This is a genomic window from Leptolyngbya boryana PCC 6306, from assembly GCF_000353285.1.
In the GTDB taxonomy this organism is placed as follows: domain Bacteria; phylum Cyanobacteriota; class Cyanobacteriia; order Leptolyngbyales; family Leptolyngbyaceae; genus Leptolyngbya; species Leptolyngbya boryana.
In genome coordinates this window covers 2,958,350-2,984,191 of the sequence record NZ_KB731324.1, presented here as the reverse complement: position 1 = coordinate 2,984,191, position 25,842 = coordinate 2,958,350, and the positions used below count along the sequence as shown (strand labels likewise).

At 46.2% G+C, this 25,842-nt stretch carries 25 protein-coding genes and 1 pseudogene; 16 read left to right on the top strand and 10 right to left on the bottom strand.

Going from position 1 to position 25,842, the window contains the following annotated elements; translation table 11 throughout:
- Positions 1–40 precede the first annotated feature (40 nt).
- Positions 41–808 carry a TIGR03943 family putative permease subunit gene (locus tag LEPBO_RS0114980; protein WP_017288395.1) on the bottom strand — a complete coding sequence of 256 codons (768 nt, stop codon included), beginning with the start codon at positions 806–808 and terminating at the stop codon, positions 41–43.
- Positions 808–1,812 (bottom strand): permease, encoded by a 1,005-nt coding sequence (locus LEPBO_RS0114975; RefSeq protein ID WP_017288394.1) that lies wholly within the window; start codon positions 1,810–1,812, stop codon positions 808–810. The genes LEPBO_RS0114980 and LEPBO_RS0114975 overlap by 1 nt, the downstream gene beginning before the upstream one ends.
- A gap of 241 nt (positions 1,813–2,053) precedes the next feature.
- Here LEPBO_RS0114975 and LEPBO_RS0114970 point away from each other — a divergent pair, with 241 nt between their 5' ends.
- From LEPBO_RS0114970 to LEPBO_RS0114950, 5 genes are all read left to right on the top strand, one after another.
- Positions 2,054–3,562 (top strand): CPBP family intramembrane glutamic endopeptidase, encoded by a 1,509-nt coding sequence (locus LEPBO_RS0114970; RefSeq protein ID WP_017288393.1) that lies wholly within the window; start codon positions 2,054–2,056, stop codon positions 3,560–3,562.
- Positions 3,563–3,622: 60 nt separating this feature from the next.
- Positions 3,623–3,901, top strand: coding sequence for a TM2 domain-containing protein (locus tag LEPBO_RS0114965; protein WP_017288392.1), 279 nt, complete (start codon positions 3,623–3,625; stop codon positions 3,899–3,901).
- Between the two features lie 95 nt (positions 3,902–3,996).
- Complete coding sequence (locus LEPBO_RS0114960; protein ID WP_017288391.1) at positions 3,997–4,182, top strand: hypothetical protein; 186 nt, start codon at positions 3,997–3,999, stop codon at positions 4,180–4,182.
- A 67-nt stretch (positions 4,183–4,249) separates the two neighbouring features.
- Entirely contained in the window at positions 4,250–6,544 is a 2,295-nt protein-coding gene (locus LEPBO_RS0114955; RefSeq protein WP_017288390.1) for a heavy metal translocating P-type ATPase, read from the top strand.
- Positions 6,545–6,756: 212 nt separating this feature from the next.
- A complete protein-coding gene (locus LEPBO_RS0114950; protein WP_017288389.1) occupies positions 6,757–7,182 on the top strand; it encodes an FHA domain-containing protein in 426 nt (141 codons plus the stop codon).
- Positions 7,183–7,256: 74 nt separating this feature from the next.
- Here LEPBO_RS0114950 and LEPBO_RS0114945 read toward each other — a convergent pair whose 3' ends face one another.
- Positions 7,257–7,604, bottom strand: coding sequence for a hypothetical protein (locus tag LEPBO_RS0114945; protein ID WP_026148660.1), 348 nt, complete (start codon positions 7,602–7,604; stop codon positions 7,257–7,259).
- A 287-nt stretch (positions 7,605–7,891) separates the two neighbouring features.
- Here LEPBO_RS0114945 and tmk point away from each other — a divergent pair, with 287 nt between their 5' ends.
- Entirely contained in the window at positions 7,892–8,548 is a 657-nt protein-coding gene (gene tmk / locus LEPBO_RS0114940) for a dTMP kinase (protein ID WP_017288387.1), read from the top strand.
- Positions 8,549–8,626: 78 nt separating this feature from the next.
- Here tmk and LEPBO_RS40080 read toward each other — a convergent pair whose 3' ends face one another.
- The gene (locus tag LEPBO_RS40080; RefSeq protein ID WP_017288386.1) at positions 8,627–10,156 is read right to left on the bottom strand and encodes a serine/threonine-protein kinase; all 1,530 of its coding nucleotides are present in this window, start codon (positions 10,154–10,156) and stop codon (positions 8,627–8,629) included.
- A 264-nt stretch (positions 10,157–10,420) separates the two neighbouring features.
- On the opposite strand from LEPBO_RS40080, the gene LEPBO_RS0114930 reads away from it, so the two are divergent.
- Both LEPBO_RS0114930 and LEPBO_RS40985 read left to right on the top strand, forming a co-directional pair.
- A complete protein-coding gene (locus LEPBO_RS0114930; protein ID WP_017288385.1) occupies positions 10,421–11,506 on the top strand; it encodes a glycosyltransferase family 4 protein in 1,086 nt (361 codons plus the stop codon).
- Positions 11,507–11,557: 51 nt separating this feature from the next.
- Entirely contained in the window at positions 11,558–12,466 is a 909-nt protein-coding gene (locus LEPBO_RS40985; protein ID WP_071596161.1) for a S66 peptidase family protein, read from the top strand.
- A 278-nt stretch (positions 12,467–12,744) separates the two neighbouring features.
- Here LEPBO_RS40985 and LEPBO_RS43985 read toward each other — a convergent pair.
- Positions 12,745–13,728 (bottom strand): annotated as a pseudogene (locus LEPBO_RS43985) (NB-ARC domain-containing protein); the annotation flags it as partial.
- Positions 13,729–14,183: 455 nt separating this feature from the next.
- Between LEPBO_RS43985 and LEPBO_RS40980 the strand changes: the two are divergent.
- Genes LEPBO_RS40980 through LEPBO_RS0114900 form a run of 3 tightly spaced genes read left to right on the top strand, consistent with a single transcriptional unit; the run spans position 14,184 to position 16,799 of the window.
- Entirely contained in the window at positions 14,184–15,026 is an 843-nt protein-coding gene (locus tag LEPBO_RS40980) for a peptidoglycan-binding protein (RefSeq protein ID WP_017288382.1), read from the top strand.
- Between the two features lie 58 nt (positions 15,027–15,084).
- Positions 15,085–15,948 (top strand): peptidoglycan-binding protein, encoded by an 864-nt coding sequence (locus LEPBO_RS40075; RefSeq protein ID WP_017288381.1) that lies wholly within the window; start codon positions 15,085–15,087, stop codon positions 15,946–15,948.
- Positions 15,949–15,980: 32 nt separating this feature from the next.
- Complete coding sequence (locus LEPBO_RS0114900; RefSeq protein ID WP_017288380.1) at positions 15,981–16,799, top strand: peptidoglycan recognition protein family protein; 819 nt, start codon at positions 15,981–15,983, stop codon at positions 16,797–16,799.
- Between the two features lie 83 nt (positions 16,800–16,882).
- Here the strand turns inward: LEPBO_RS0114900 and LEPBO_RS0114895 are convergent, their stop codons facing one another.
- From LEPBO_RS0114895 to LEPBO_RS0114875, 5 genes are all read right to left on the bottom strand, one after another.
- Positions 16,883–17,662 carry an alpha/beta fold hydrolase gene (locus LEPBO_RS0114895; protein ID WP_017288379.1) on the bottom strand — a complete coding sequence of 260 codons (780 nt, stop codon included), beginning with the start codon at positions 17,660–17,662 and terminating at the stop codon, positions 16,883–16,885.
- Between the two features lie 6 nt (positions 17,663–17,668).
- Positions 17,669–18,382 (bottom strand): lysophospholipid acyltransferase family protein, encoded by a 714-nt coding sequence (locus LEPBO_RS0114890; protein WP_263970827.1) that lies wholly within the window; start codon positions 18,380–18,382, stop codon positions 17,669–17,671.
- 96 nt (positions 18,383–18,478) lie between these two features.
- The gene (locus LEPBO_RS0114885; protein WP_051077861.1) at positions 18,479–19,588 is read right to left on the bottom strand and encodes a sensor histidine kinase; all 1,110 of its coding nucleotides are present in this window, start codon (positions 19,586–19,588) and stop codon (positions 18,479–18,481) included.
- Between the two features lie 69 nt (positions 19,589–19,657).
- On the bottom strand, positions 19,658–20,176 hold the full coding sequence (locus LEPBO_RS0114880) for a GAF domain-containing protein (protein ID WP_017288376.1): 519 nt from the start codon (positions 20,174–20,176) through the stop codon (positions 19,658–19,660).
- On the bottom strand, positions 20,166–20,906 hold the full coding sequence (locus LEPBO_RS0114875; protein WP_017288375.1) for a DUF3891 family protein: 741 nt from the start codon (positions 20,904–20,906) through the stop codon (positions 20,166–20,168). The genes LEPBO_RS0114880 and LEPBO_RS0114875 overlap by 11 nt, the downstream gene beginning before the upstream one ends.
- Before the next feature lie 153 nt (positions 20,907–21,059).
- On the opposite strand from LEPBO_RS0114875, the gene LEPBO_RS0114870 reads away from it, so the two are divergent.
- From LEPBO_RS0114870 to LEPBO_RS0114850, 5 genes are read left to right on the top strand one after another with little or no spacing between them, the layout of a single operon-like run.
- A complete protein-coding gene (locus LEPBO_RS0114870) occupies positions 21,060–22,058 on the top strand; it encodes a class I SAM-dependent methyltransferase (protein ID WP_144056204.1) in 999 nt (332 codons plus the stop codon).
- 16 nt (positions 22,059–22,074) lie between these two features.
- On the top strand, positions 22,075–23,427 hold the full coding sequence (locus tag LEPBO_RS37115) for a hypothetical protein (RefSeq protein ID WP_017288373.1): 1,353 nt from the start codon (positions 22,075–22,077) through the stop codon (positions 23,425–23,427).
- A gap of 7 nt (positions 23,428–23,434) precedes the next feature.
- Entirely contained in the window at positions 23,435–23,848 is a 414-nt protein-coding gene (locus LEPBO_RS0114860) for a hypothetical protein (RefSeq protein WP_017288372.1), read from the top strand.
- Complete coding sequence (locus tag LEPBO_RS0114855; RefSeq protein WP_017288371.1) at positions 23,845–24,888, top strand: glycosyltransferase family 4 protein; 1,044 nt, start codon at positions 23,845–23,847, stop codon at positions 24,886–24,888. Before LEPBO_RS0114860 ends, LEPBO_RS0114855 begins: the two co-directional genes overlap by 4 nt.
- Before the next feature lie 24 nt (positions 24,889–24,912).
- Positions 24,913–25,842 (top strand): class I SAM-dependent methyltransferase, encoded by a 930-nt coding sequence (locus tag LEPBO_RS0114850; protein WP_017288370.1) that lies wholly within the window; start codon positions 24,913–24,915, stop codon positions 25,840–25,842.

Sequence of the window (25,842 nt, the reverse complement as noted above, 5' to 3'; positions counted from 1 at the left end):
TGAAGTGTCCAGATGAGCATAGCAGTTATAAACGAATAATCTAATAATCGTAGGGATTCTTCGGTTCGGGAATCGGTTTGATCGAACTGGCTTGAACGACTAATTGGCGCTTATCTGCGATCGTTTCTGTGATCATTTGCCCTTCGACTTCGAGCCAAGAATCGACTTTGTAATCTGAATTCTTGCCGCTGGTTAATTTCACAGGCAATCTCACGGGATACACATCTGCTGCACAGCAAGTAATGACAAAACGAGTCAGTAAGAAATACTGCTCTGAAAGTTCTGGAGTCGTCACCACAAAGCCCTGCAATTTCGCTTTTTGTCCGGTATAAGCATCCGGTTCGGGATACACCTGAAGCGTGCGAATCCAATCAATTAAACTCTTATCTTCAGTTCGCGCCGAAGCTTGAAACGTCTGCGGTCTGACACGAGTCAGCGTAATCGAATCATTCACCCCCCGATCGATTGCCGTCTGACTTGCAAACGGACGAGGCGTAATCACCAATCCTGCGATCGCAACGATTAACAGCAGTGCACTGCTGAATGCAGGCGGAAAGAACGTCGCATGAGGCAGATCAGGTTGCACAAGTTGCGGTTCTCGCCGTGCTCGCCAAAGGTAAAAGCCTTTTATCCCAGCAACAAACAGCAGTCCAAATCCAGCCGAAATCGTCAAAATATTGTAATTCGGATGGATGAGCAGAAATAACTGTTCCGTCAGCCAAAACTTGAGAATGGCAAATCCCCAAGCCGCGATCGCCATCAAATTTAACCACGGAGTCAACACTCGCCAAGGAATTCTAGACATCATTAGCTGATATACAAATTCACAAATAAACAGAACAGAAACGTCAACAGACCCGCCAATCCAAAGATATACAGAATTGCCCTCGGCTTAAATACCGATAGCATCAATCCCACACCTTTGAGATCGATCATCGGACCAAATACCAGAAAAGCGACCAGTGAACCTGTGGTAAAAGTCGAAGCAAATGACAACGCAAAAAACGAGTCCACAGTCGAGCAAATCGAAACCACTGCTGCCAGCAGCAACATTGCGAGAATAGAAGTCACATTATCTTGACCCAATCCCAGAATAAAGTCACGCGGGACGAAGACTTGGAGAATTGCCGCGATCGCACTACCTAAAACCAAGACTCCACCCAACTCGCGCATCTCTTGAATCGTGTTATCGAGCAACAGGTGAAACCGATAATTTGCAGGTTTCTCGGTTTTGTTACTGAGCATCGCTTGATATTCGAGCGGGTCAGTGATCAGAGGTTTATTCGACTGTCCTAGGAAATAAGTGCCAGATTGTAATAATGGCGACGCTGAAGACGAGGCTTCTAACTTGCGATTCATGTAAGCGGCAACACCCGACTGCAGCAAAGGGCGGACATCTTTTTGCACACTAAAAACCCAGCCGATTACGGTCGCAATAATCAGCGAAAATAGGATACGAAAGAAAACGACTTCGGGCTGATCACGAAAAGCGGTCCAAGTTGCCCAAAATACGATCGGATTAATCGTCGGCGCGGCTAAGAGAAACCCGATCGCGACCGAAGTCGGCGCACCTTGTAACAAAAGCCGTCGAGCCACAGGCACATTACCGCATTCACAGACCGGAAAGAGAAATCCAATACAGCTACCGACAAATGCACCCAGAAAAGCGTTTTTGGGTAAAATCGCCACAAGCTTTCGCTCATCGATAAAAAATTGCAGCAAGCCAGAGAACAGCACCCCAAGTAGCAAAAAGGGCATTGCCTCGACCATCAAACTCATAAAGAGCGTGAATGCACTGTTGATTTGAGCCATTCAGTCAGGACTTGTGAGGAGATTAGAGGGGATCATAGCAGGGAACCGGAAAGCGATGAAAGTAAACGGATAGAGAAAAAACAATCTACATGCCTTTTTCACCAAATCGAATCAGCATTTCAGGCGATCCTAATTTTTTCAGCGTTCATGCCAGTCCAGACTGCTGCATGAATGACCTCCTGAAATGATCTTCAGTTCCGTCGCGGTTCTCTAAAATAGCTAAGGGCACTAGGAGAACTTTATGACAGCGAAGCGGATTTTATTGTGGGGTTTAACGTTCGTTGCGATCGCAGCAATTACGTTCGATCTGATTGGAAGTTGGAGTCAGCCTCAGTTTCAAAGCCGCTTAGAGCTAGCCCAGAATGATTTACTTCTAGAGGCAGCGGAATATCGAGGCAACCAAACCACGCCCGTTTTAACGGATCGAACGCCGCAAAAAACAGCATTGAAAGCCTATCAAGACACACGATCGTCGGTTGAGAAAGCCATCGTGTCTGCTCAGTCTCAAATTGAGGAAGATTCTGCAACCGATCCGATCAAGGTAGAGCTTGCAAAACAGCAAACCCTTAGAGATGAATTAGATATTAGAATTGGTATTCTTCAAACGCAGCAAAACCAAGTAGAAGCCGCACTGAAAAGTTGGGCAACGCTGAAGACAACGGGATCACAAACCAAGAAAAGCAGCGAATTACGATCGACGGCGACTACCCTCACCGCCCTTTGGCAAAATTCGTTACCACCGCAAGCAGAATCTATTCTGAAACAAAATCTCAACGGCTGGTTTCGCAACCGCGCCCTAGAAAAGCTCTACACCTTAGAGCAACGAGAAACTGCTTTGAATGAATTGCGATCGCTCGAACAAGTCGAGTCTCAGTCAGCCCTCACGAAATGGGTCACTGCGAATGCGATTCCAACCATTGCTATGGTTCTTGGATTTGGCTTGCTGCTCTTTCTAGCAGGTCAATGGCTGCTTCAGCGCAAACAGTCGCTTTTAGTCGGCACAAATCTGATCAAATGGACGGTGCCTTGGGATTATGAAATCACTTGGCAGGTTTTAGTCGTTGGATTTTTTGCTGTTGGTCAAATTTTGATTGGGCAGATTCTTCTGCCGACAGGACTTGCAGTGGCGAAATCGGCGTTTCAGATTGATCCGACGATGTTTACAGTTCGCGATCGCGCAGTTCTCGCGCTGATTACTTATGTTTGTCTAGCTGCGGGCGGTTTAGGCGTGCTCTATGCCTCGATTAAACGGTTCTTATCGTTAGAAGACAATTGGTTTCGCTTCAGCTTGAAGGGCAAATGGCTGCTGTGGGGAGTTGGAGGCTATGTTGCGGCGTATCCGTTACTGGTGGGAGTTTCTTGGGTCAATGAAAAGATTTGGCAAGGGCGCGGAGGAAGTAATCCTTTATTGTCGATCGCACTCGAAGGTCAAGACGGAATCGCAATTACGCTGTTTTTCATTACCGCAGCGATTTTAGCTCCTTTGTTTGAGGAGACATTTTTCCGAGGATTTTTACTGCCTTCATTGACGCGATATTTCACAACTTGGCAAGCGATCGTGTTGAGTGGGTTAATTTTCGCGATCGTGCATCTCAGTTTGTCCGAAGTTGCACCGTTGACCGTGTTAGGAATTATTCTGGGATTCGTTTATACCCGTACTCAAAATTTGATGGCATCAGTGCTACTCCATGCACTCTGGAATAGTGGAACCCTGTTAACTTTGTTCTTATTAGGCAGTACATCTACTTAGAACAAGTGTAAATTTTGTGTTTGGAATTGATAAAGCTAGGGTACACTGCGGTCGTATTAGATGAGTTTCGATAAGGACTTTAAACATATGACGAGTGGGTCTTCGAGCGACGCGAACAAGAAAGTTGCAGCAGGAATTTGCGGCATCTTATTAGGTGGACTTGGTGTTCACAAGTTTGTTTTGGGATATACAACTGAAGGCATTATTATGCTCATTGCCTGCCTTCCGACCTGCGGTTTGACAGGGATTGTTGGATTGGTTGAAGGGATCATCTATTTGACTAAATCCGACGAGGACTTTGTTGCAACCTACGTTCAGAACAAAAAAGGCTGGTTTTAGTCAAACCGCTAAAAGTTTTACGTAATGTGAGAACTCCGAGTTTTTGAAAAACTCGGAGTTTCGTTAGTCTCTCCCAACTTCGAGCGATCGCCCTAATGCTGCAAAAACTGCCCAAACCCTCGCTGTACTTTCTCTGTGCCCTGTTAGGAATGGGATATTTCAATGCCTTTTCCTCGCTGGATATCAATCCAATTCTGAAAAATTATCTCGCGCTCGTTCCGGTGCAGATTGGTTTAGTCATTTACTTCCTCTGGTTTCGGCGCGATACCTTGAAAGATTAGAAAAACTCTCCACAATTTAGTCAAACTCTTCTACGCTCAAGAAAGAAGTTTTCCGGAGCGCTGAATTGTGTCTGAAGCTCTCTTATCACCTACTCTCGAATCAACTGAAACTGTCACGATCGATATCACTGGCATGAAATGCGCCGGATGCGTTCGAGCCGTTGAAAAACAATTAATCCAACAACCCGGAGTCAAATCTGCCACAGTCAATTTGGTGACTGAACTCGCAACCGTGGAATGCGATCGCTCAGTTGATCCTGACCATCTTGCTGCAACTTTGACAGAAGCTGGATTTCCAAGTCAGCCTCGCACGTCTGAAGATTCAACCCGTGCAGAAGATTTAGCCGAGCGTCGGCAACTCGAACAAAAACAGCAGACGACCAATTTAGCGATCGCGATTCTGTTGCTGATTTTCTCGACGATCGGGCATTTGGGAATTCCTTTGCTCAGCGATGTTTGGGTTCACTGCGGACTCGCGATCGCAGCTTTGAGCTTTCCAGGACGATCGATGATTGTAGAGGGCTGGCAGGGACTACGCCGCAATGTCCCCAACATGAATACACTCGTTAGTTTGGGCGCACTGACTGCATTTACAGCTAGCTTTATTGCCTTGATCGTCCCACAACTCGGATGGGAGTGCTTTTTTGATGAGCCTGTGATGTTAGTCGGATTTATTTTGTTAGGACGCACGCTCGAACAACGCGCCCGTGGACAAGCGGCGATCGCGCTGCAATCGCTCGCCGCATTGCAGCCCAAATCCGCAAGATTAATCGGCAAACAAGACACGCATCAAAGCGCGATCGAAATTCCGGTTGCGCATCTTCGTCCCGGAGATTGGCTCCAAGTTTTACCCAGTGAGCAGATCCCCGTTGATGGCGAGATTGTGAAGGGTGAAACGACGATCGATGAATCGATGTTGACTGGGGAATCCGTTCCGGTACAAAAACAAGTCGGCGATTTTGTAACCGCTGGAACCATGAACCAATCCGGCGCGATCGCGCTACAAGTCACGCGAGTCGGGAAAGAAACGACCTTGGCAAGAATCCTCGAATTCGTCGAAACAGCCCAAGCGCGGAAAGCTCCGATTCAGAAACTCGCAGATACGATCGCAGGATATTTCACTTACGGTGTCATGTCGATCGCGCTGCTGACCTTTCTGTTTTGGGAATTTATCGGCACAAAACTCTGGTCAAACGCCGGAGCTTGGACAATTGGGATGGAGCATTCTCATAGCATGGGAATGATGTCACATCCGTCTCCGATGTTGTTGAGTGTTAAACTCGCGATCGCTTGTCCTTGTGCGCTCGGACTGGCGACACCGACTGCGATTCTCGTCGGATCAGGTATTGGCGCTGAGCGAGGCTTATTGATTCGAGGAGGAGACGTTTTAGAGCGAGTACATTCCCTCGATACGATCGTCTTTGATAAAACTGGAACGCTAACTACAGGTCAGCCAGTCGTCACAGACGTGATTGAATTCGAGAACAACCAAGTGCTCCAAATTGCAGCAGCGGTCGAACGCGGAACCCGTCACCCTTTAGCTGCTGCAATCCAGCAAGCCGCTACCGATTTACCCCTGCTCCCTGCTGAAGATTTCTATACCCTGCCTGGATTTGGAGTATCAGCAACGGTTGATCAGCAGCCTGCTTTTCTCGGAACTGCACAATGGATGGAGAAAAATCAGATCGAAATTTCTGCATCAGCGATCGAGCAAGCGAATCAACTCGCCGCCTCTGGAAAAACGATCGTCTATGTTGCGACTGATAAGCTGATTGGCATTATTGCTGTGTCCGATGCTCTGAGATCAGATGCAAAATCAACAATTCAAGCGCTGAAGAAATTGAATCTCAAAATTCTGATGCTGACCGGAGATCGTAAAGAAACCGCAAGCGCGATCGCATCTGAACTCGGAATTACTGAAATTCTGGCTGAAATTCCGCCCGAAGAGAAAGCAGCCGCGATCGCACAACTGCAAGCGAACCAGCATCAAGTCGCGATGGTCGGAGACGGAATTAACGATGCGCCCGCACTGGCACAAGCAGATGTCGGAATTGCGCTCCAATCCGGCACAGAAGTCGCGATCGAAACAGCAGGTATTGTTTTAATGCGCGATCGACTGACGGATGTTGTGGAATCGATTCGGCTCAGTCGTGCCACTTTTACTAAAATTCAGCAAAACTTGTTTTGGGCATTTGGTTATAACTTGTTGGGAATTCCGATCGCAGCAGGTGCATTGCTTCCTAGCTTTGGACTCTTACTCAGTCCGGCTGCTGCAGGGGCATTGATGGCACTGAGTTCAGTCAGCGTCGTTACGAATTCTCTATTATTACGAGGATTTACAAAATCGTCATTTTCGGAATGATCAGCTAAAGTAGGGCTGATCAATGAGAGCCAGGATCATTTCGATCAAATTTGCTCCGACCATGTTTTATTTATTACAATGAAATCCCGCAGCAAGTTATCTCGAGAAATGTCGGTACTCGTACTGTGTTGATCCGATCAAGCTCGGTCTATCCTAAGTCCATCTTAGGCTGATCCCCTTTCTATTCGCCCACCCTTTCAAGCTGAATATCAATGCCTTCAGAACCGCATCAAAACCACCTGATAATTATCGAAGACGATAAAGGTCGCCGGGAGTTTGTGTTAGATGCTCCTGTTTACTCGATCGGACGCGATGCCAAGTGTGACATTCGCTTGGTGTCTCAGTTTGTCTCTCGCCGTCATGCGACTTTACTTCAATTGCCAAATGAAGATGGGACTCACTATTATCGAATCGTTGATGGCAATCTCAAAGGTAAGCCCAGCGCGAATGGCTTACTAATCAATGGTCGGAAACTGCAACAGTGTGATCTTCGCAACCAGGACGAAATTGTGTTTGGTCCTCAAGTTCGTGCGATTTACTATCTGCTCAAGCGGGATGCCGTTTTGACAGTTCCACCAGATGAGTTTGATATTACGTTAATTAGCCCGAATATGGTGGGTGATCCAGAGGATGATTGAGTTTTATCTTTTGATATAAAAAATGCCCTGGCAGATTTATGTTGCTAGGGCGTTTTTTTTGATCCCCCAACCAATCACCCCGTCACCGTCTCAATCAAATTCCACCCCTGATTCTCGGTAATCGTTTGATTGACCAAATTAAACATTTTGCGGCAGTGATTCTCGAGCTGGAGCGGTAACTCCTCGTTTTTGATCACGAAATTGAGGCGAGTTTCTTTCTCGGTCGCAGTCGTTTTGTCGATCAGCACTTCAACAGTGACTAGTTTTGGGAATGCCACATTTCCGGGGATTTCACGCGCCATCAAATAATCCTCAGTCGCGTAAATCACATCCAGATTGCAGGATTTCAACGTCTGATTCAACAGCGGCTGGAGCTGCTGCATTGGGACTCCAACAGTGAATAGACAGGTGTATCGAGCCATATCAAACCCCAATCTTGTGACAAGCGAATCTTCACTTTATGTTTCCAACCTACGCTAAAACGATACCCCGGTCTAGGGAAGTGTTCTTAAATTTTAATCCTGGCTTCCGGACTAAGAGGATGGCTCAGGCAGCGAAGGTGTTTTCCAGTTTGTCGTGTTTCTGTCAATCTGTCATCATTCCCTTTATACCGAATTCCTCTAAAAGTGGTTTAATTTGCCAGGATCAAATAGAAAAGTTCGAGTTTTGCAATACTCTAAAATGTCGAAGAGAAAAGCGATCGAAACAAATGGACGGTAAATTAATTGTCTTTGAAGGGATTGAAGGCTGTGGAAAAACGACGCAGTTGCAGCGATCGCGCCAATGGCTGACGACGCAGTTGGGGAGCGAAGTGATGACAACTCGTGAGCCAGGAGGAACACAGCTCGGAACAGAAATCCGACAACTATTGCTACACGGAGAAGAAGAAATTTATGATCGCACAGAATTATTACTGTATGCTGCCGACCGTGCGCAACATGTGGAAGGTTTTTTGCGCCCGCACTTAGAACAGGGACATTGGATTTTGTGCGATCGCTATACGGATTCGACGATCGCTTATCAAGGCTATGGAAGAGAGTTGGATTTTGAACTGATTGATCAGCTCAATCAGATTGCCACTGGGGGCTTGCAGAGCGATTTGACGCTTTGGTTAGATATCGAGGTGGAAGCAGGTCTAGAACGGATGCAGAAACGGGGACAACGCGATGCTTCTGGAACCGGAAAACCTGACCGGATTGAGCAGGCGAGTCTCGATTTTCATCATCGGGTTAGAGCGGGATTTGCAGCTTTAGCTGAACGGGATCGCGATCGGGTGTTGAGAATTGACGCGAGTGGGAGCGAGGACGAGGTAGAAGAGCGGATTCAAACTGTATTGAGTCAGGCTTTAGCAAATTGGGAGCTTTGACTGTTTAGAGAACGTGCTTTAGTCTGCTTGATTGGGGTTGAGTTTTGGCTCTGCTCAACCCGTAACCCGTAGAGAGATTTAAAAATTAGAATCTTCAGCCACTTTGCGCTGAGATTTGAGATCGCCTGACTTCTCACTCAGAAGATTCTGAGCAATTCGATGCCATTCGCTCCGAAACTTCTCATCAGCTTGTGATTGAGTAAGCGGCTTGCCTCGTCGCGCGGGAAACTTACGGTAAAACTCATCGTTGACTTGAGCAATGAAGTCGTTGTAATCAATGCCCAACTTTCGACATTCCGCTTCGTAGTCGATCGCTTGCACACTCGTTGGTTTTGGCAGAACTTTACTAAAGTCAGGAACGGCTTTACTAAAGTCAGGAACGGCTTTACTAAAATCAGGAACCGATTTAGCAACATACGGAAAGACTTGCGGCACAAGCCAGATGAAGCTGACGATCGCTAAAATCCAAAGCAGCACTCGTACGACTAATTTAGTCATACCGAACATCGTCAATCGCACGATGCCAAACATCGCTCGAAACATCCACTTCAGCAGTTTGTAAGCCCCGTGGAATAACGCAAGTGGCACATCAAATGCAGATTCAAACCAAGGACGCGGATAAGTTCCAGTAGTCGTTGAGTTCGCAACCGTTGAACGGCGATGCCTTTTGCCTGCCAGCGCAACTGTTCCTTGATGAGTTGAATGGGTTGAGTTAGGAGGGATCGGCGGCGGGATAGGAACAGGCGCATGGGTTAGAACCATAGAACCAGATGAAACTCTGGACAGCGCTTCCATCACTTCTTGAGCAGCAGGATAGCGATCGCGAGGGCGATTACTCAACATGCGATCGATCACCTGCGCGAACGCGGGCGAAGCGTTCGTGTATTGCTTCCACTGACAGGTCATATTCATCGAATCGAACAGCGATTGGGCTTCGCGTCCCGTCAGCAGAACAATGATCGTCACAGCCAACGCATACAAATCACTACTCGAATCCGCGCTGCCTTTATGAAGCTGTTCGATGGGAGCATAGCCAGGTTTACCGACTAAGGTTTGCCCGGAATGTACTGCTTGAGTTGCTGCCGCTTTGACGACACCAAAATCGATTAAGACAGGCTTTTGATCGAGATCTCGCAGAATGATGTTATCTGGAGAAATATCACGATGCACAATGCCCGATCGATGAATGTAGTCTAAAACGGGTAGAAGCTGTTGCAAGAGTTGAACCGCTTCCGATTCGCTGAAAGTCATGCCGCGATTTCGGCGATCGTTTAGCAATTGCTCATAGGTTTTGCCTGCGACGTAATCTTGAACTAAGAAAAACAATTCCCGATTCTGCGTTTTGATCTGAAACAGTTCGCGGAACTGCGGAATCTGAGGATGATGCAGTTGATGGAGAACCTTAGCTTCGCGAGTAAAGAGTTCTTCCGCTTTCTGGGCATGTTTTGAACCTTGTGAGGCAGGTTCAAATTCCTTTAGAACACAAGTTTCGTTGAAACGATTCGTATCTTCTGCTAGGTAAGTGCGACCAAAGCCACCCTGACCCAACATGCGTTGAATTCGGTAACGGTTTTGAACGATCGTGCCATCAGGAAACGGTAGGCTCATAACGAGGTCAGGAAATGATGCTGATCAACTGTATCACTGGATCTTAAATTGATCGGAGTAAGCGAGGCGGTTTTTCGATCGCCTAAGAATAGGAATCAAGTTGACCCAAAGCTATCCCTGAATTTTCTCTGGGATTTTTTGGGTTGCACATGACTCATGCGGCGGTGCTTGATTTAAAGCCTGACTAAATTATGGCAATTACCTTTCTTGGATCGCGGTCAACGTTATCTTCTAAGATCAATTAGCTGTTCATCAAGACATTTTGTGGCTCGACTCTTATTACTCTCAACACCCGTTGGTGCGATCGGTTCTGGTTTAGGAGGCGGAGTTGAATTAACACTGACAAATATTGCGCGATCGCTGATTGCTCTGAATCATTCTGTCACGGTCGTTGCACCCGAAGGTTCTGCCTTAGAAGACATTCCGCTGATTCAGATTCCCGGTCATCTGCAAATTACTGCTCAATCTCAAGGTCGAGATGCCTTAGTAACGTTGCCTCCTAATTCAGTGTTGGGCAAGATGTGGGACTATGCGCGTCACAATCAAAGCGACTATGACGTGATCATCAACTTTGCCTATGATTGGTTGCCGTTCTATCTCACGCCCTTTTTCGATTGTGCGATCGCGCATTTAGTGAGCATGGGGTCACTCACCGATGCAATGGATCACATCATTGAACAGGTTGCATCCAGCTTTCCAACCACGATCGCCGTTCATAGCCTTGCTCAAGCCGAAACCTTTCGCTTCAAAGATGCCTGTTTCAATTTGAAAAACGGCTTTGATCTGACTCAATATCAGTTCAATCCAACTCCGAAACATCAATTAGCTTGGGTGGGTCGAATCGCGCCGGAGAAAGGCTTAGAAGATGCCGTCGCAGCGATAGAAAAAGCGAGAATCCCCTTAAAAATTTGGGGCGTGATTCAAGACGAATCTTATTGGCAAAGCATTCAAGCAAACTATCCCGATGCTGCGATCGAGTACTGCGGGTTTCTTCCAACACAAGACTTACAAAAAGCTTTAGGAGAATCACAAGCTTTGTTGATGACTCCGCGTTGGGTTGAGGCATTTGGCAATGTTGCGATTGAAGCGCTAGCGTGTGGTGTTCCGGTGATTGCTTATCGTCGCGGTGGGCCTGCTGAAATTGTCAAAGATGGTAAAACAGGCTGGTTAGTTGAACCCGATAGCATTGAGGGATTAGTCAGCGCGATCGCAAAACTCGACCACATCGATCGCGCAATGTGTCGGCAGGATGCCGAACTGGAGTATTCTTTGAGCGCGATGGGAAATCGCTTAGAAATTTGGCTCGATCGCATTGTACAATCCCGAAATTCGAGTTTCGGTTGTGCTTAGCCTGGAGCTTAAGCTTTAAGCGCAGCCAAAACGCATCTTACGGATACTTCTATGAAACGCTGTCAGATTCCGGCTCCACTTCGATCGGGTGACTTATTGCGGGTGATTGCCCCAAGCGGAGCCTTGCGCGAATTGACGGCATTTCAGCAAGGGGTAAAAGTCTGGCGACAAAGAGGCTATCGAGTTGAATTGACTCCCGGATTTGACGATCGCTATGGCTATCTCGCTGGAACCGATAAACATCGCCGCATTCAACTGGAAACCGCGCTTCAAGATCCGAACTGTCGCGGCATTCTCTGCGCGCGCGGTGGTTGGGGCGGTGCAAGATTACTTGAAAAATGGTCGTTTCCATCGGTTGAGCCGAAATGGCTGATCGGCTTTTCAGATATTACAAGTTTGCTCTGGGCGTATGCAGAACAAGGTATTTCTGGCGTTCATGCACCTTTGTTGACGACGATCGCATCTGAACCCGATTGGTCACAAGCCCGATTGTTTGATTGGGTTGAAGGTCGAGCTTTGCCGATGCTGCAAGGAAACGGTTGGGGCATGGGCAAAGCATCAGGCTTGTTACTTCCTGCAAATCTCACCGTTGCAACCCATTTACTGTTTACACCTTGGCAACCCGATTTAACCGACGTAATTTTAGCGATCGAAGATGTCACAGAAGCCCCGTATCGGATCGATCGCATGTTAACGCATTGGCGAACCTGCGGTGCTTTGGCAAAAATTCGGGGAATTGCGATCGGACGATTCAGCCAGTGCGATCCGCCTGCCAATATTCCCAGCTTTCAAGTTGAAGAGGTTTTACGCGATCGACTCTCGGATCTAGGAATTCCGATCGTTTCAGGCTTACCGTTCGGACATGACGGCGAGAATGCAGCACTTCCGGTCGGAATTCCAGTGGAATTAGATAGTGATCGAGGCATACTATGCCAGCATTCCATCACCACAGGTTGCTGAGAAAATCCCGCAGTACTGGTCTCAATCAGCGATCGGGCTTGCAGCGATGCCACAGCTTCCAATAGCTCTCTCCGTGAGGTTTTTGGTATAATACCTTCTTGCAATTCCTCTAGCATGAGCCATTTTCTAGAAATTGCAAGCCAATACATCACCTGCTGTTCGAGCTGAGACAGACGATCAAACTGCTGATAAAACAACTCATTAATATCTCCAAAAGCGATGATTCCCTGATTCAAGAAAGCCTTCACATCCCCATTGAACAGGGATCGAATGGTGGCAGCAGCAATCTTCAACGCTAACGGATTGCCACTATAGTACTCAATCAACTGACGGCAATAGGCATTTGACTCATGCAATCCTTTCTCATCCAGAATCTTCTGAGCTTCGGAAGCTTTTAATCCGGTAAGTTGTAGCGATCGTGCAGGCAGTATGTCTCCCTCTCGAATGCTCACTTCTGCTGGTTTTTCTCGACTGGTCAACACCAAACAACTCTGGTGCCGTTCATCACTCACTCGGGCGATCAACTGACCATACGCTTCATAACCTTGGCAATAGCGTCCACTGCGCTCACCACTTTGCAGGATAGATTCTACGTTGTCGAGCACCAGTAAGCATCGCCGCTGGCGCAGATATCTCATCAAGCAAGAGATCTGGGCATCCAAGACTTCTGGAAGTTTTACTGTCTGCTGCTGAGACAGAAACGGAATCAAGTCGGCAAGTAAATCTGGTAGGGAAGGTGCATGACGTAGACTTCGCCAAACCACGAATTCAAAATCGTCCTGAGCCTGTTCCGCTAGCTTGACCGACAGGGCTGTTTTGCCCACACCACCTATTCCCAGAATGGCAATCAATCGACAGCGATCGTGCTGAATCCACTGTTTCAGGGTAGCTAACTCTATGATGCGATTGTAGAACCGAGAAACATCAATGACTTCTCCCCAGTCGATACGATCGTGCAGGGTGAATTCGGAAATTTGAACATCTTTTTCAAGGTTGCGTGTTGGGGTTCCAGTTTGAACCCAGTTCTTGAGAATCGTCTGAAAATTGCGTCGAGTCACCTTTTGCCCGAAGACGGTTGACAGCAGTTGCCACAATTCACAGCCCGTATCTTTGATGTATCCCAAGGTGTAGTCAAATTCATCCGCGATTTGTTTATACGATCGATCCTCCCAAGCGTGCTTAAAAACAAGGCTCTGTACTTTATTTAATGAGGTTGGCGCTAAAATCTGTTCTAAAAGTTCCAATCCTTCTTCAGCAGTCATCCCTTCAATCCTTGTCGATACAGGTGAATTGGTAAGCTGACGGAGCGATAGGGGTTATTCGATAGTCCAGATGGACGAGACTTAGTGAATCGGTGACTTGCTTGGGAATGCACCCTGATTTGATACAAGCTGAAAGCCAGGACCTTCCCCATAAGAAAGGAATCCATATCGATCGCTTGCTTTCCGTTCGTTTCTCAGTATTTTTTCAGTTTCCCATAGAATTTTATTTGATTGCTCCGTAAATCTACTGTTTCTTTACCCAACCTTTATCCGACTTTTACCCGACCTGCTTCCGACTGACAAGACGTGATCGCAACAGATAGGTTTGATAGAGATAACACGCCAGTGAGGACTAGTAGTAAGACAAGTGCCTTAAAGCATTGGGGGCTGTCTTCATCGTGAATTCTCAAACTTTATCTTTCCAAAAGTCAGTTGAACTAATAAGGAGAACATCCATGCCAATCGTTAGAGAGGTGGTCGAAACTCGTGCAGATGGCACTTTCAGCACCCGTGCTGTAAAAGGCTTGAGCCTGCAAATTATTGATGAGATAAACCTACTCATTCCGAATGTTCTGGTCAGCTTTGATGATTTAGACGTATCGGGTGATGAGGCAACAGTTAACTTCTTCTTGCAACCGAAGGCAAAGGATGCGCTACGACGTGCAATTCGTAGACGTGGAAAAACTCTTAGATTGACCTCTGCCTATCGAACCGTTGTACAACAACATCTTTTGTTTAGCTGGCAGGGGACAAGGGCTGTAAGCATTGCCGCCAAACCTGGAAGAAGTAACCACGAGGATGGCTTTGCCATTGACACTCCAGATTGGATGGAATGGAGAGATGCTTTGGAAGCAGAAGGATGGGAATGGTTTGGTGATGGTGATGAAGTCCATTTTACCTATATTGGTGGCGGCGTTCGAGATGATATCGGGGATATTGGAGTCAAAGCGTTCCAGATTCTTTGGAATAAACAGAATCCTGATGATCAACTTCATCCTCCCGACTGGCTAGATGGTCAGTATGGACCTTTGACCGCATCGCGGTTAGATCGATCGCCCGCAGGCGGTTTCTCTCGCGCCAGAATTCTCAAACTCCTGACACCTCCGATGGAAGGAGAAGATGTCCGAAAAGTGCAACAGGCTTTATTGGCTTTAGGTTTCCTGCAAACGGATCAGGTCACTGGCATTTATGATGCGGCAACGAAACTTGCGATCGAAATCTTCCAGAAAAAGGAAGGATTGTCCGTTGATGGACAAGTCGGTCCGCAAACCCGTCGATCGTTAAAGCTCCCAGCCTAAATTTTCACATCATTCATGTAATGGCAAAAACAGCACCATTCCGGTTGGAGAAAGCAATATGGGAATTGAAAGAGTTGAGTTAAAACTCAATGATGGCATTATCGATACACCTCATTTAGTAGATGATGTCGAGGTTTTGCAACGACGTTTAAGAGACTGGGGAGTGTTACCCAAAGACGCAAAAATCGATGGATTATTTGGTTCCACCACTCAGGCAGCCGTTGAGCAGTTTCAACGAATGCGTCCTCCCGGCAGTCCCTTTGTCCCACAAGGACTACAGATGACTGGAGTGGTTGATCAGAATACATGGGCAGAATTAATGAAAGTTGACCCAGATGAGATCAGGATGGTCAGCCGTGACTTTAATCCTGCGGTCATGCCATCTGGGTTTCGCAGTGTGGATGAGATTTTAGAGATTGCACGGACTCCTTCTCCAATTCGTTCTTTTGCCCGAAGAAATTTACCATTGATTCTGAATCAATGCCTCAATGATGGCGTGACCGATCCGAGACAGATTGCCTATGTGTTTGCGACTGCCGAACATGAATCCCATTTTGGACGGTACATGATGGAAATCGCAGATGGATGGGCTTATGAAGGTCGAGGGGATTTAGGCAATACCGAGCCTGGAGACGGACCTCGATTTAAAGGCAGAGGGTTTGTCCAAATCACTGGGCGAGTGAACTATGCGAAATGGAAAGAGAAGCTAGGTATCGATCTCGTCAATCAGCCAGAAAAAGCAGCTTCTCCTGATGTTGCCGCCCTAATTTTAGTCCGAGGAATGCGGGATGGTAGTTTCACGGAACTAAGTTTGAGTGACTTCATTGGAGATAATTTCTTGAATGCCAGAAGAATTATTAATGGAATGGATCTAGCAGATCACATTGAAAAAATTGCTAACGCTTATCTTCAGGCGCTTTGATCTCCATTAACTCAACGAATTAGGAGTTATTTATGCCATTCACCGCAAAAGTCATTACCACATCTGAATGGGGAGCCGCAGAACCCAAAAACGCTCCCTTCAAAAGAACGGTTCCTAACTATGTCATCGTTCATCACACCGACAATCAGAACCCTCCCAATGATCCATCAAAAGGAACGATCGAAGGAGCAAAGCAGTTTGCAAGAAATATCCAAAACGGTCACATGAAGCAGTCCTGGTCAGACTCAGGGCATAACTTCTTGAATACCACTGGCGGATTTATTCTAGAAGGTCGGCATGGTTCACTGGATGCTGTAGAGCAAGGGTTTTGTGTTCAATCTGCCCATGCTGCACAAGATCAAGGCAAATTAGCCAATGGGAATCAATCTCCAGGAATTGAGAATGAAGGAAATTTCATGACCTTTCAAATGGGTGAGAAACAATGGGAGAGCCTTGTAGAACTATGTGCATCGCTGTGTAGTTCTTGTAATATTAGCCCACTCAATATTAAAGGACACCGAGATTTCAGCAATACGGATTGTCCAGGGAACTGGCTTTACAATCAATTGCCACAGTTAAGGAAACAAGTTGCAGATCAGTTGGGCTTAAAATTTACAGAGGAAGAACTGAAGAATAGTTCTCAGCTTGTAGATTTGAAGTTTGGCTCAACCGGAGCCGAAGTAATCAAGTTGCAAAAGCGACTCCTAGACAAGGGATTTAACCCAGGTGCGATCGATGGTGCCTTTGGTGAAAATACAGAAGCTGCCGTAAAAGCGTTCCAGCGTTCCGCTGGACTCAAAAGTGATGGCATTGCTGGTATTAAGACGCGAACTGAGTTAGGAATTGCCTAACGCAATAATAGGCGTGAAATGAAACTAGCGAGGCACAGGTGATGGGCAACTTATCAAACTGGTTGCCTATCACCTTACATAATCTAAGCGACTTCCTGCAAAAATCCATACTGTTCCAGAATCTGATACAAATTCACATCTGCCTCTAACAGACAGGTATGCCCACTCTCCGGCAGCACAACAACCTCAGCCTTCTGAAGATTCGCCTTCAACCGATAAGCCTCCGTCAACGACGGCAATAACCGATCCTTCGCACTCGCCAAAATCAAGGTTGAGATGTTCACCGATCGCAAAGCCTCACTCGGCACTTCAAACCCCTGCAATAAATTCATTCGCCAAACCGAGGTCGGTTGCGGAACCGATCGCACTGCTTCAATCAAGGCTTGGCGATCAACGGATGAAATTCGTTGAAACGCTGCCAACAAAGGCAGCAACGACACCGAAGACCAATGGTATGCTACCTCCGGCAAATGCTGACTTATCTGTGCGCCCCAGCCAATCCAAGGTCTGCGATTAAACGACGACGCAGGATTGACCAAAATCAAGCGATCGAACAACTCCGGCGCACGCTCAATCACCTTCATCGCCAAACAGCCGCCAAAGGATTCTCCACACAAATAAACTGATCGGGGCGCGATCATCTCACCTTTGACCAAATCCACGACCCGCTGCGCTAAATCTTCCCAATTCGTCAAATCATCAGGCGGAATCGCCAAACAGCGCACATCAAACCTTGCTTCCAACCCTGCCGTCTGCGCTCGTAACAATTGCCCTGTTCCGTCCATTCCGGGCAAAAAGACAAACAGTGGGAACTGAGGTCGTAGCGCTTTGGGGGTCAGAAAACAAGGAGAGCTATGCAGCATGAGAATCTAAGGACAGCCTTGGTCTAATAAGGATTTAATTTCAGTTTGGGCACGATCGACTAATTCAACCACAGCTTTCCGGGCAAACCGACCTTGATAATCAGCCCGATGAGTCGGGGTCATCCAAATCGGATGCCCAATCATGACATTTACAGTCTGATACAAAACTAGCGGATGCCAGCCATCTTGGTCAAATAGCGGCTCGGTGGGATCGAAAAAGCTTAAGACTCTTAATGGGATCGCAGAATTAATCGTCTCTTTCTCAGGCGCGATCGCAACGGGTAAGATTGCTAATTCCTCGATCGGAGCTTTCAAGGCGAGATGTGCAAACCCGCGGTGAAATTTTCCCATCTCAGGCGGCTGAGGCGGTTGCACCATCGGTGACGTTCCTTCTGGAAAAATTCCCACAGCTTCTTGGGACTTTAGTAAACCGATCGCTTGGTGGAAAAAACTGGCTTGCCGATGCTGATCACTTTCTAACGGAAAACATCCCAACTGCTTTACCACCTCACGCATCACAGGAACTTGTCCCATATAGTGATGGCAAGCAAATCGGATCGGACGCTCGATCGCACTCATCAACACCAGTGCATCCATGACACTGCGATGATTACTCACGACGAGTACTGCACTATTTCGGGGAACTCGCTCGGAATGATACGAATACATCCGAATTCCCATACTCATCAGCATGAATTGGGAAACTTGAAGGGGATTCAAACCTGATATCAAACCTGGGCAGTCCTCAAACGACTTCTTACCATTATTGAATGAAATTCTGCCCAATCTGCCATCTTCTGAAAGTTCGATCCATCTTCAATGCGTCGGCAAATAAACCGTAAACGTACTGCCCTGATCGGGTTCAGTCATGACATTAATTCTGCCATTGTGCGCTTCTACAATCCGTCGCGTCAGGTGTAATCCTAATCCGCTGCCAGATTTCTTATGTTTGCCAGGGATAAAACTTTCAAAGAGCGTAGCGCGATCGCTGTCTGAGATGCCTGCTCCTGTATCTTGCACCTCAATTTTGATCGCAGGTACAAGCCCTGTATCTACTTTGATCAAGCGAACAGTGACCGAACCTTCATCCGTAAACTTGATCGCATTGCCAATCAAATTCGTTAAAACTCGGTACAGTTCTAAGCGATCGCCTTTTGCAATATATTCTTCTGATGCTTCTGCTTCGAGCTTCAGCGCTAATTGTTTGTCGATCGCTAAAGGTGAAAGCTCCTGAATCACTTCTTGAGCCAGTTCAAGTAGATTCACCGGAGAGAAAATTAGCGTCTTGCGACCTGCCTCGTAGCGATACACCTCTAACAAAGTATTGACCATCGTCAGCAAATTAGAATTGCTGCGAATCATCGTTGCAATTGCATCTTGCACATCATCAGACAGATCGCCTAATGCGCCCTGTGCCATCAGATTCAACATGCGATCGGCAGCGACTAACGGCGTTCTCAAATCATGGGTCAGGCGAGACACAAAATCTTCTCTTTGTCGGGCAATCTGATCTCGCTCATCAACGCTATGCTTCAGCCGCAGGAGTGCTCTGACTCGCGCCAGCAATTCGTCAAAGTGAACAGGCTTGCGGATAAAATCGTCTGCTCCGGTATCTAATCCCTGAGCGACACTCGGCTGATCGTAAGCGGTTGTGAGGAGAATGGGAATAAATGGCAATGCAGAATTTGCCCGAATTCGGCGTGTCACCTCATATCCATCCATTTCTGGCATCATCACATCGAGCAGAATTAGATCAGGGGGAGATTGTTCAATAATTCGCAAAGCCTCCTTGCCGCTATCTGCGAGTTCAACTTGATAGCCTTCATCCTGCAAGATCGCCTGAATTAGTAAACAGTTATCAAGCGTATCGTCAACCACAAGAATGCGATCGATCGTCCGCGTTCGGCTAAAAGGAGTATGATTCATCCCAGACATCGACAAAGATGAGCGTTTAGTGTTCCTAAGTACTAAACACTACTTTTGTCACGTTCTACCTCATTCTTCTGGGGGATATTCGCTTTGCTGTTTGATGTATGCAACAGCAATTGGGGTGATCCGTTGAATAATTTCTGTAAAGATTCCCCGTTCTGCTGCTGTCCAAGGTCGGGGCTGATCCATTATGCAAGGCTGCAAAACTCCCCACAACTGATTGTCATAGCAAACATGACCATGGATTAATGCCCGATGTCCAAAGTTCTCTCGCTCAAATTTTGCATTCAAAACATCAGCACTCGCCGTTTGTACATCTTCGACAAAAATAGAAGGTTTCGTCGCTAGTGCTGCCGCAAACATTGGATCTTCATCCGGTAAAGACTGCGGCTCGGGTTTCCAATCTTCATCGTAGACGATAGGAATTTGTGAATTGCGTGTCCAACAAAACGGAACGCGACCGAGACGAGTTTGGGGATTGCGAAGGTAGAAAAAACAGCGATCGCAATTGAAATACTCTGCGATCGCTCGCATTAACTCAGACAAATCACCTTGACTCAGTAATTGATCAATTTCAGGCGGCATCTTTGACAAACGTCCATTCCAAAACTTTACGGGGTGCAGATTGCAGTGCTTTTGTCAGACTCTTGTTGTCTTTGAATTTGACCTCTGAAAGGGTGACGGCTTCGACATTTACCGTAAATTGATCGTCTTGAAAGCACCAAGGATTGACAGTGACTAATCCGTTTTCTAATTGCTTGATGTCATAGCGTTGCTCATCATGAGCTTTGCTGATTTCGAGCCAGCGTTCATCGGCGGGGAGTTCTTGCTGGCAGAGAATGAGCGAACAGCGATCGCACCATTGCAGAAAGTCATACGCTTGCGTCGCATCTGTTTCAGAGATTTCTAAATCTTTGCGCCAGCGTTTCTGATTTTCGATCTGTTCATCCAGGAAAGCATCTGCTTTCGGCGAGGTTCCTCGTTTTGCAGAATTCAATCGCAGCAAATGCATCGACGTTAAAAGTGCCACCCAGCGCCCGCGATACAACGAACCTTCAAGATGTCGCCGCAAGCTGTCATAGTCGGTTTCTTGCTCGCTATCTTGAGTAAAATCTTTTGGTGCACCCGCTTTATTCAGATTGTTCTCATCCCATTCGCGCTCTAGATCGTCATGATGAGAAATCGCAGCAACAGTTTCATACAGCCGAGGAGGAGCATCTTTTCTGCACCACTGCCCTGCAATCTGTGCAGCAAGGAGCGCATGTGCCCGATGATAAATAATTTGCCAGCCGTTTTGAGTCGGATTAACGATCATGTACCGTTTTAGCGCGAACAACGCTAAGCATCATAGTGATTTGCGCGGTTTGCTGAAATCTATCTGACGATCGAGAATTCGCGGGAACCACTTTCCCGTTGGAGATTCAATCAGTTTGGTATACTATCTTCGATTCTTTTGACAGCGAAGCCCATGATCTCATCTGACCCAGTTGCCGATTACACACCGACTAGCGAACGGCATATGCCAGTGTACGAGACAGGAACAGATACTTCGCTTGCAAATGTGGATCATATGATTCGCTATGCGTATGTTGCACCCTTTGTCGTTGGAAAACGGGTGTTAGATATCTCTTGTGGAACGGGGTATGGGACACAGTTTATCGCTCAGCAAGGCGCTTTAGAAGTTGTTGGGGTCGATGTGGATCAGTCGGCAGTGAATTTTGCATCTAAGTTTCACGCGCATCCGAATGCAACGTTTATTCAGTCCGATGCTCATTATGTGCGGCAATTAGAAGATGCTTCGTTCGATGTGATTGTTTCCTTTGAAACGATCGAGCATTTGCCGAATCCGCGAAAGTTTGTAGTTGAACTCAGACGCTTACTGAAACCAGATGGACAACTGTTTTTGTCTTGTCCAAATGATTATCGCGTTGCGCCTTGGATCAGTGAGTTTCATTTGCATAAGTTCCGATTTCCTGAGTTTCGAGAATTGGTGTTGAGCACGTTTGGTGAAGCGGTATTTTTAGGGCAGCACTACAGCGTTTCGAGTCATATTGTTAAGCCGATTTCACCTGCATTAAAAGGCGTGAGATTTGAGAGTTATCAGAACCCTCTGCCGAAGGATTTCTTTGAGCGTGAGTATTTAGAAAATCTTTCTGCGATCGAGAATGCTGATGGATATTTAGCGATCGTGAATGTAGATGAATCACAGTTGCAAAATCAAACCAGTATTTCGCAGAGTGCATTTCAGTTTTTGATGCGACTTCTAACTGAAACGTTACCGCAATCAGACCAGGTTAACCAGCTCAATCAAGAGCTTCAGCAAACCCGACTTGAACTCGATCGTGTCAATCAACTTGCCGCCGCTGCACAGACTCGAATTCAAGCAATGGAAAGTAGTAAATTCTGGAAGTTACGAGCAACTTGGTTCCAACTCAAGCGAAAATTGGGATTGCCAACTCAAGAATAGTTGAGCGTTGAAGAATATGCCTGAAAGAATTGTTTGCACTGTCGTCACGAAGAGCTATTTGGCATATGCTCGAACCTTAGCTGAAACGTTAACCGAGCATAATCCAGAAGCAAAATTATATGTTTTGCTTGCCGATCGGGTTGAGGATTATTTTCAACCAGAAACGGAGCCTTTTGAGCTAATTTACTTAGAAGATCTGCCCGAGCAAGATGCGATCGCTCAGATGAGTTTCTATTACACTCCCTTAGAGTTTTGCTGTGCGCTACGGGGATTGTTGCATGAATACATTCTGGAACATACAACGGCTGAAAGCTGGCTGTTTATCGATTGCGATATTTTAATTTGTGATTCTCTAGAGCCAATCTTTCAAGAACTTTCTGAAACATCATTAATCTTTAGTCCACACTGTAGCCGACCTGTCCCATTAGAGCAGGCTGACCATGAGATTAACTTCTTAGTTCATGGCATCAATAACGGTGGATTTATGGGATTGCGAAGAACCGAGCAAACCCGACAATTTATCCAATGGTGGAAGGACAGATTAATTCATTACTGTTTTTTAGATTGTGCGATCGGAGATCCGAGAGGACTTGCCGCAGACCAGTTATGGCTGAATCTTGCCGTGCTTTATTTCTCGGATTTCAAATTCTTAAAGCATCCAGGAACCAATATTGGTCATTGGAATTTCTATGAAAAGACATTTGAGCGAGACATGCAAGGAAATGTACTTGTGAACGGTCAACCTCTCCTGTTTCTACACTTTAGTGGATGGGATATTGATCGTCCTCATTTTGTTTCTAAAAATACGTCTCTTTATCCCGAAGAAATTACTTCGCCTTGGGCAGAGTTAGCAGATATTTATCGAGACAAATTATTGAAGAATAGCTATGAGAAAACGCGGCAGTTTCCTTATACTTTTAGCAAATTCAATGACGGAACTCCGATCACCCAAGCAGTTCGACGCGGCTACTATGATGAGCTAAAACAAGGGATTGCAATCTCAGCACCGTTCGAGAATTCTGAATACTTTCAGGCAAAAAGGTACACGCTTGATTCCACTCATTTTTTGCGAGAAGAACTCTATGGAGTTTATCAGCAACTCGTTGAACTTCAGCAGCAGAATCATCAAACTCATTTAACACTTCAGCAAACACAACTTTCGCTTCAGCAGACACAATCTTCGCTAGAACAAACTGTTGATGAATTTACACAGTTTCGCCAGCAAGCAGACGCAGAAATTGCGCGATCGCATCAAACAATCTCAGAAATGGAGAACAGCATTTTTTGGAAAGCGAGAAATGTTTGGTGGAAAATCAAACAGCGATTGGGTCAACCTGAAGTGAAGTTATTAGAGCAAAAAAAGGAGTGAATCTAACATGAGTGACCCCGTAAATATTGACACTCTGATCGATAAAATTCGGCAAGAAGCAGCCCAGAGACAAACCGTTTCTCAATATCAACCTCCTGCAAATATAGATGCGGCAAATCGAATTCGATCGAGCAATATCGAAGCACTTTTGAATGCTGCCAGCGCAAAATCTCAAATTAGAACCGACTTACCTGCCAAATTAAAACGATTCCCCTGGAGCTTGGGTAGAGGATTTGGGAAAGCCGCTTTGAAAACTTACAGTTTTCTCTTCAAGGAACAGCGAGCGGTTAATTTCTCTCTCAATCAAGCTTTGCGAGAAACTTTATTACTGAATCAAAGCCTAGTGAAAAAAGTTTCAGAGTTGCAGGCAGAAATTAGCGATTTGCAAGCTCGATTAGATGCGATCGAGGAAAAAGAATGAGAATTGCGATCGCCACTGTTCAAGTTCCCTTTATTCGAGGCGGAGCGGAGATTTTAGCCGACGGATTAGCAAATGCACTGCAAGCAGCCGGACACTCGGTTGAAATCATTGCGATGCCATTTCGATTTTCGCCTGTCTCAGAAATTCAGCGAAGTATGAAACTTTGGGCATCTGAGAATTTTGAGAATTTGAATGGCTATCAATGCGATCGTGTGATCTGTCTCAAATTTCCGGCATTCTATTTGCAGCATCCGAATAAAGTGGGCTGGCTTTTACATCAACATCGCAGTGTTTATGACCTATGGGACACTGAATTTACAGCAGAATTTTCTCGCAGTGCAGAAGGCAAACAGTTAAAACAAGAAATTACAGAACAAGATACGAAAGCCCTGAGTACATTTCGAGGCGTTTTTACGATCGCGAAAACCGTGTCCAAGCGATTGCAAAAATTCAATCAAATCGCTTCTATCCCGCTCTATCATCCGCCCCAATTTGCAGAACAGTTTTACACCGCGCCTGCCGAACCTTATATTTTCTTTCCGAGCCGATTAGAAACTCTGAAACGGCAGGATTTGCTGATTCAAGCCATGCGATTTGTGCGATCGCCTGTGGTTGCCTTAATGGGTGGCGAAGGCGGTCAGTACCCTTATCTGCAAGGTTTGATTGATCAATTTGGACTCCATCAGAAAGTCCGCCTGCTCGGTCGGCTCAGCGACAATGAGAAACTCAGTTATTACGCACATTGTTTAGGTGTTTTTTTTGCGCCTTATAACGAGGATTACGGTTACGTCACCTTAGAAGCAATGCTCTCTCGCAAGCCTGTGATTACCTGCAAAGATTCGGGTGAACCCGTTGAATTTGTTGTAAATGGGCAGACCGGATGGATTACAGAAGCTGATCCAACGGAGATCGCCGAAAAGATTGATCATCTCTATGAACAGCAAGCGATCGCGAAAGAAATGGGATCAGCAGGATACGATCGCTACAATGCACTCGACATTTCATGGGCTAATGTTGTGCAAAAGATATTAGGATGTTGAAACTTGTTGTGTGGAGTAAATGTAATGATTTCTCTGAAAGGCTTATTGAACTCGATTCAGAATCTCAATCGAAAACCGACCAAAACAAGCCCAACTCCCTACATCTATCGTCCAGACGTCGCTCAGTTCGATTTTGCTACAGGGGTAGAACAGCTTCGGCGCAGCGGACGCTCTGTGGTTGATCATGCGATCGAGAATACTCGCCCAGAAGTCGTCTCCAATATTATCGAACTCGGCAAACAAGTTGGAATTGAATTTAATGAATTCTCAATCGAGCCTAGCCTTTATCAGGAGTATTGCAAGAGCGCAGAATACTCAAAACGCTATTCTGAATACTATCGAGGAAATCAGCCTGAGAAAACATTAGAACACTATATTTGCTATTCATTATTAGGTTTAAATTCAGAAGATGTTTTTGTCGATTTAGCCAGCGAACATTCTCCTGTCCCAGAAATTTTTCGGCGTTTATCAGGAGCAAAAACTTACAGTCAAGACATTATGTATCCTGACGGAATTAACGGCGATCAGATTGGCGGCAATGCTTGTAATATGCCGATTCCCGATGGATTCATCACAAAAGCAGCACTCACTTGTTCTTTAGAGCATTTTGAAGAAGATGCAGATACAGGTCTGTTTCAAGAACTGGCGAGGGTTTTAAAACCAGGCGGAACAGTTTGCGTTGTGCCATTCTATGTCTTTAATCAAGAAGCAACTCAAACTGATCCAACGGTTAGCGTTCCTGCGGGTGTCCCGTTTGATCAGACTGCAACCATTTACTGCGCTGAAGGATGGGGAAATCGGCACGGGCGTTTTTATAGCCCTCAGTCTTTTATGCAGAGAATCATTCGCCCGACTCAAGACAAACTTAAGTTCCAGTTCTTCTACTTGAGCAATGCACAAGAGATCGATTCTTCGATCTATGCTCGGTTTGCGTTTACTGCGACTCGTCTCTAA

Coding starts and splice junctions, on each gene's coding strand:
- LEPBO_RS0114980 (WP_017288395.1), bottom strand. CDS start 808: ATGATGTCTAGAATTCCTTGGCGAGTGTTGACTCCGTGGTTAAATTTG.
- LEPBO_RS0114975 (WP_017288394.1), bottom strand. CDS start 1,812: ATGGCTCAAATCAACAGTGCATTCACGCTCTTTATGAGTTTGATGGTC.
- LEPBO_RS0114970 (WP_017288393.1), top strand. CDS start 2,054: ATGACAGCGAAGCGGATTTTATTGTGGGGTTTAACGTTCGTTGCGATC.
- LEPBO_RS0114965 (WP_017288392.1), top strand. CDS start 3,623: ATGAGTTTCGATAAGGACTTTAAACATATGACGAGTGGGTCTTCGAGC.
- LEPBO_RS0114960 (WP_017288391.1), top strand. CDS start 3,997: ATGCTGCAAAAACTGCCCAAACCCTCGCTGTACTTTCTCTGTGCCCTG.
- LEPBO_RS0114950 (WP_017288389.1), top strand. CDS start 6,757: ATGCCTTCAGAACCGCATCAAAACCACCTGATAATTATCGAAGACGAT.
- LEPBO_RS0114945 (WP_026148660.1), bottom strand. CDS start 7,604: ATGGCTCGATACACCTGTCTATTCACTGTTGGAGTCCCAATGCAGCAG.
- tmk (WP_017288387.1), top strand. CDS start 7,892: ATGGACGGTAAATTAATTGTCTTTGAAGGGATTGAAGGCTGTGGAAAA.
- LEPBO_RS40080 (WP_017288386.1), bottom strand. CDS start 10,156: ATGAGCCTACCGTTTCCTGATGGCACGATCGTTCAAAACCGTTACCGA.
- LEPBO_RS40985 (WP_071596161.1), top strand. CDS start 11,558: ATGAAACGCTGTCAGATTCCGGCTCCACTTCGATCGGGTGACTTATTG.
- LEPBO_RS40980 (WP_017288382.1), top strand. CDS start 14,184: ATGCCAATCGTTAGAGAGGTGGTCGAAACTCGTGCAGATGGCACTTTC.
- LEPBO_RS40075 (WP_017288381.1), top strand. CDS start 15,085: ATGGGAATTGAAAGAGTTGAGTTAAAACTCAATGATGGCATTATCGAT.
- LEPBO_RS0114900 (WP_017288380.1), top strand. CDS start 15,981: ATGCCATTCACCGCAAAAGTCATTACCACATCTGAATGGGGAGCCGCA.
- LEPBO_RS0114895 (WP_017288379.1), bottom strand. CDS start 17,662: ATGCTGCATAGCTCTCCTTGTTTTCTGACCCCCAAAGCGCTACGACCT.
- LEPBO_RS0114885 (WP_051077861.1), bottom strand. CDS start 19,588: ATGAATCATACTCCTTTTAGCCGAACGCGGACGATCGATCGCATTCTT.
- LEPBO_RS0114880 (WP_017288376.1), bottom strand. CDS start 20,176: ATGCCGCCTGAAATTGATCAATTACTGAGTCAAGGTGATTTGTCTGAG.
- LEPBO_RS0114875 (WP_017288375.1), bottom strand. CDS start 20,906: ATGATCGTTAATCCGACTCAAAACGGCTGGCAAATTATTTATCATCGG.
- LEPBO_RS0114870 (WP_144056204.1), top strand. CDS start 21,060: ATGATCTCATCTGACCCAGTTGCCGATTACACACCGACTAGCGAACGG.
- LEPBO_RS37115 (WP_017288373.1), top strand. CDS start 22,075: ATGCCTGAAAGAATTGTTTGCACTGTCGTCACGAAGAGCTATTTGGCA.
- LEPBO_RS0114860 (WP_017288372.1), top strand. CDS start 23,435: ATGAGTGACCCCGTAAATATTGACACTCTGATCGATAAAATTCGGCAA.
- LEPBO_RS0114855 (WP_017288371.1), top strand. CDS start 23,845: ATGAGAATTGCGATCGCCACTGTTCAAGTTCCCTTTATTCGAGGCGGA.
- LEPBO_RS0114850 (WP_017288370.1), top strand. CDS start 24,913: ATGATTTCTCTGAAAGGCTTATTGAACTCGATTCAGAATCTCAATCGA.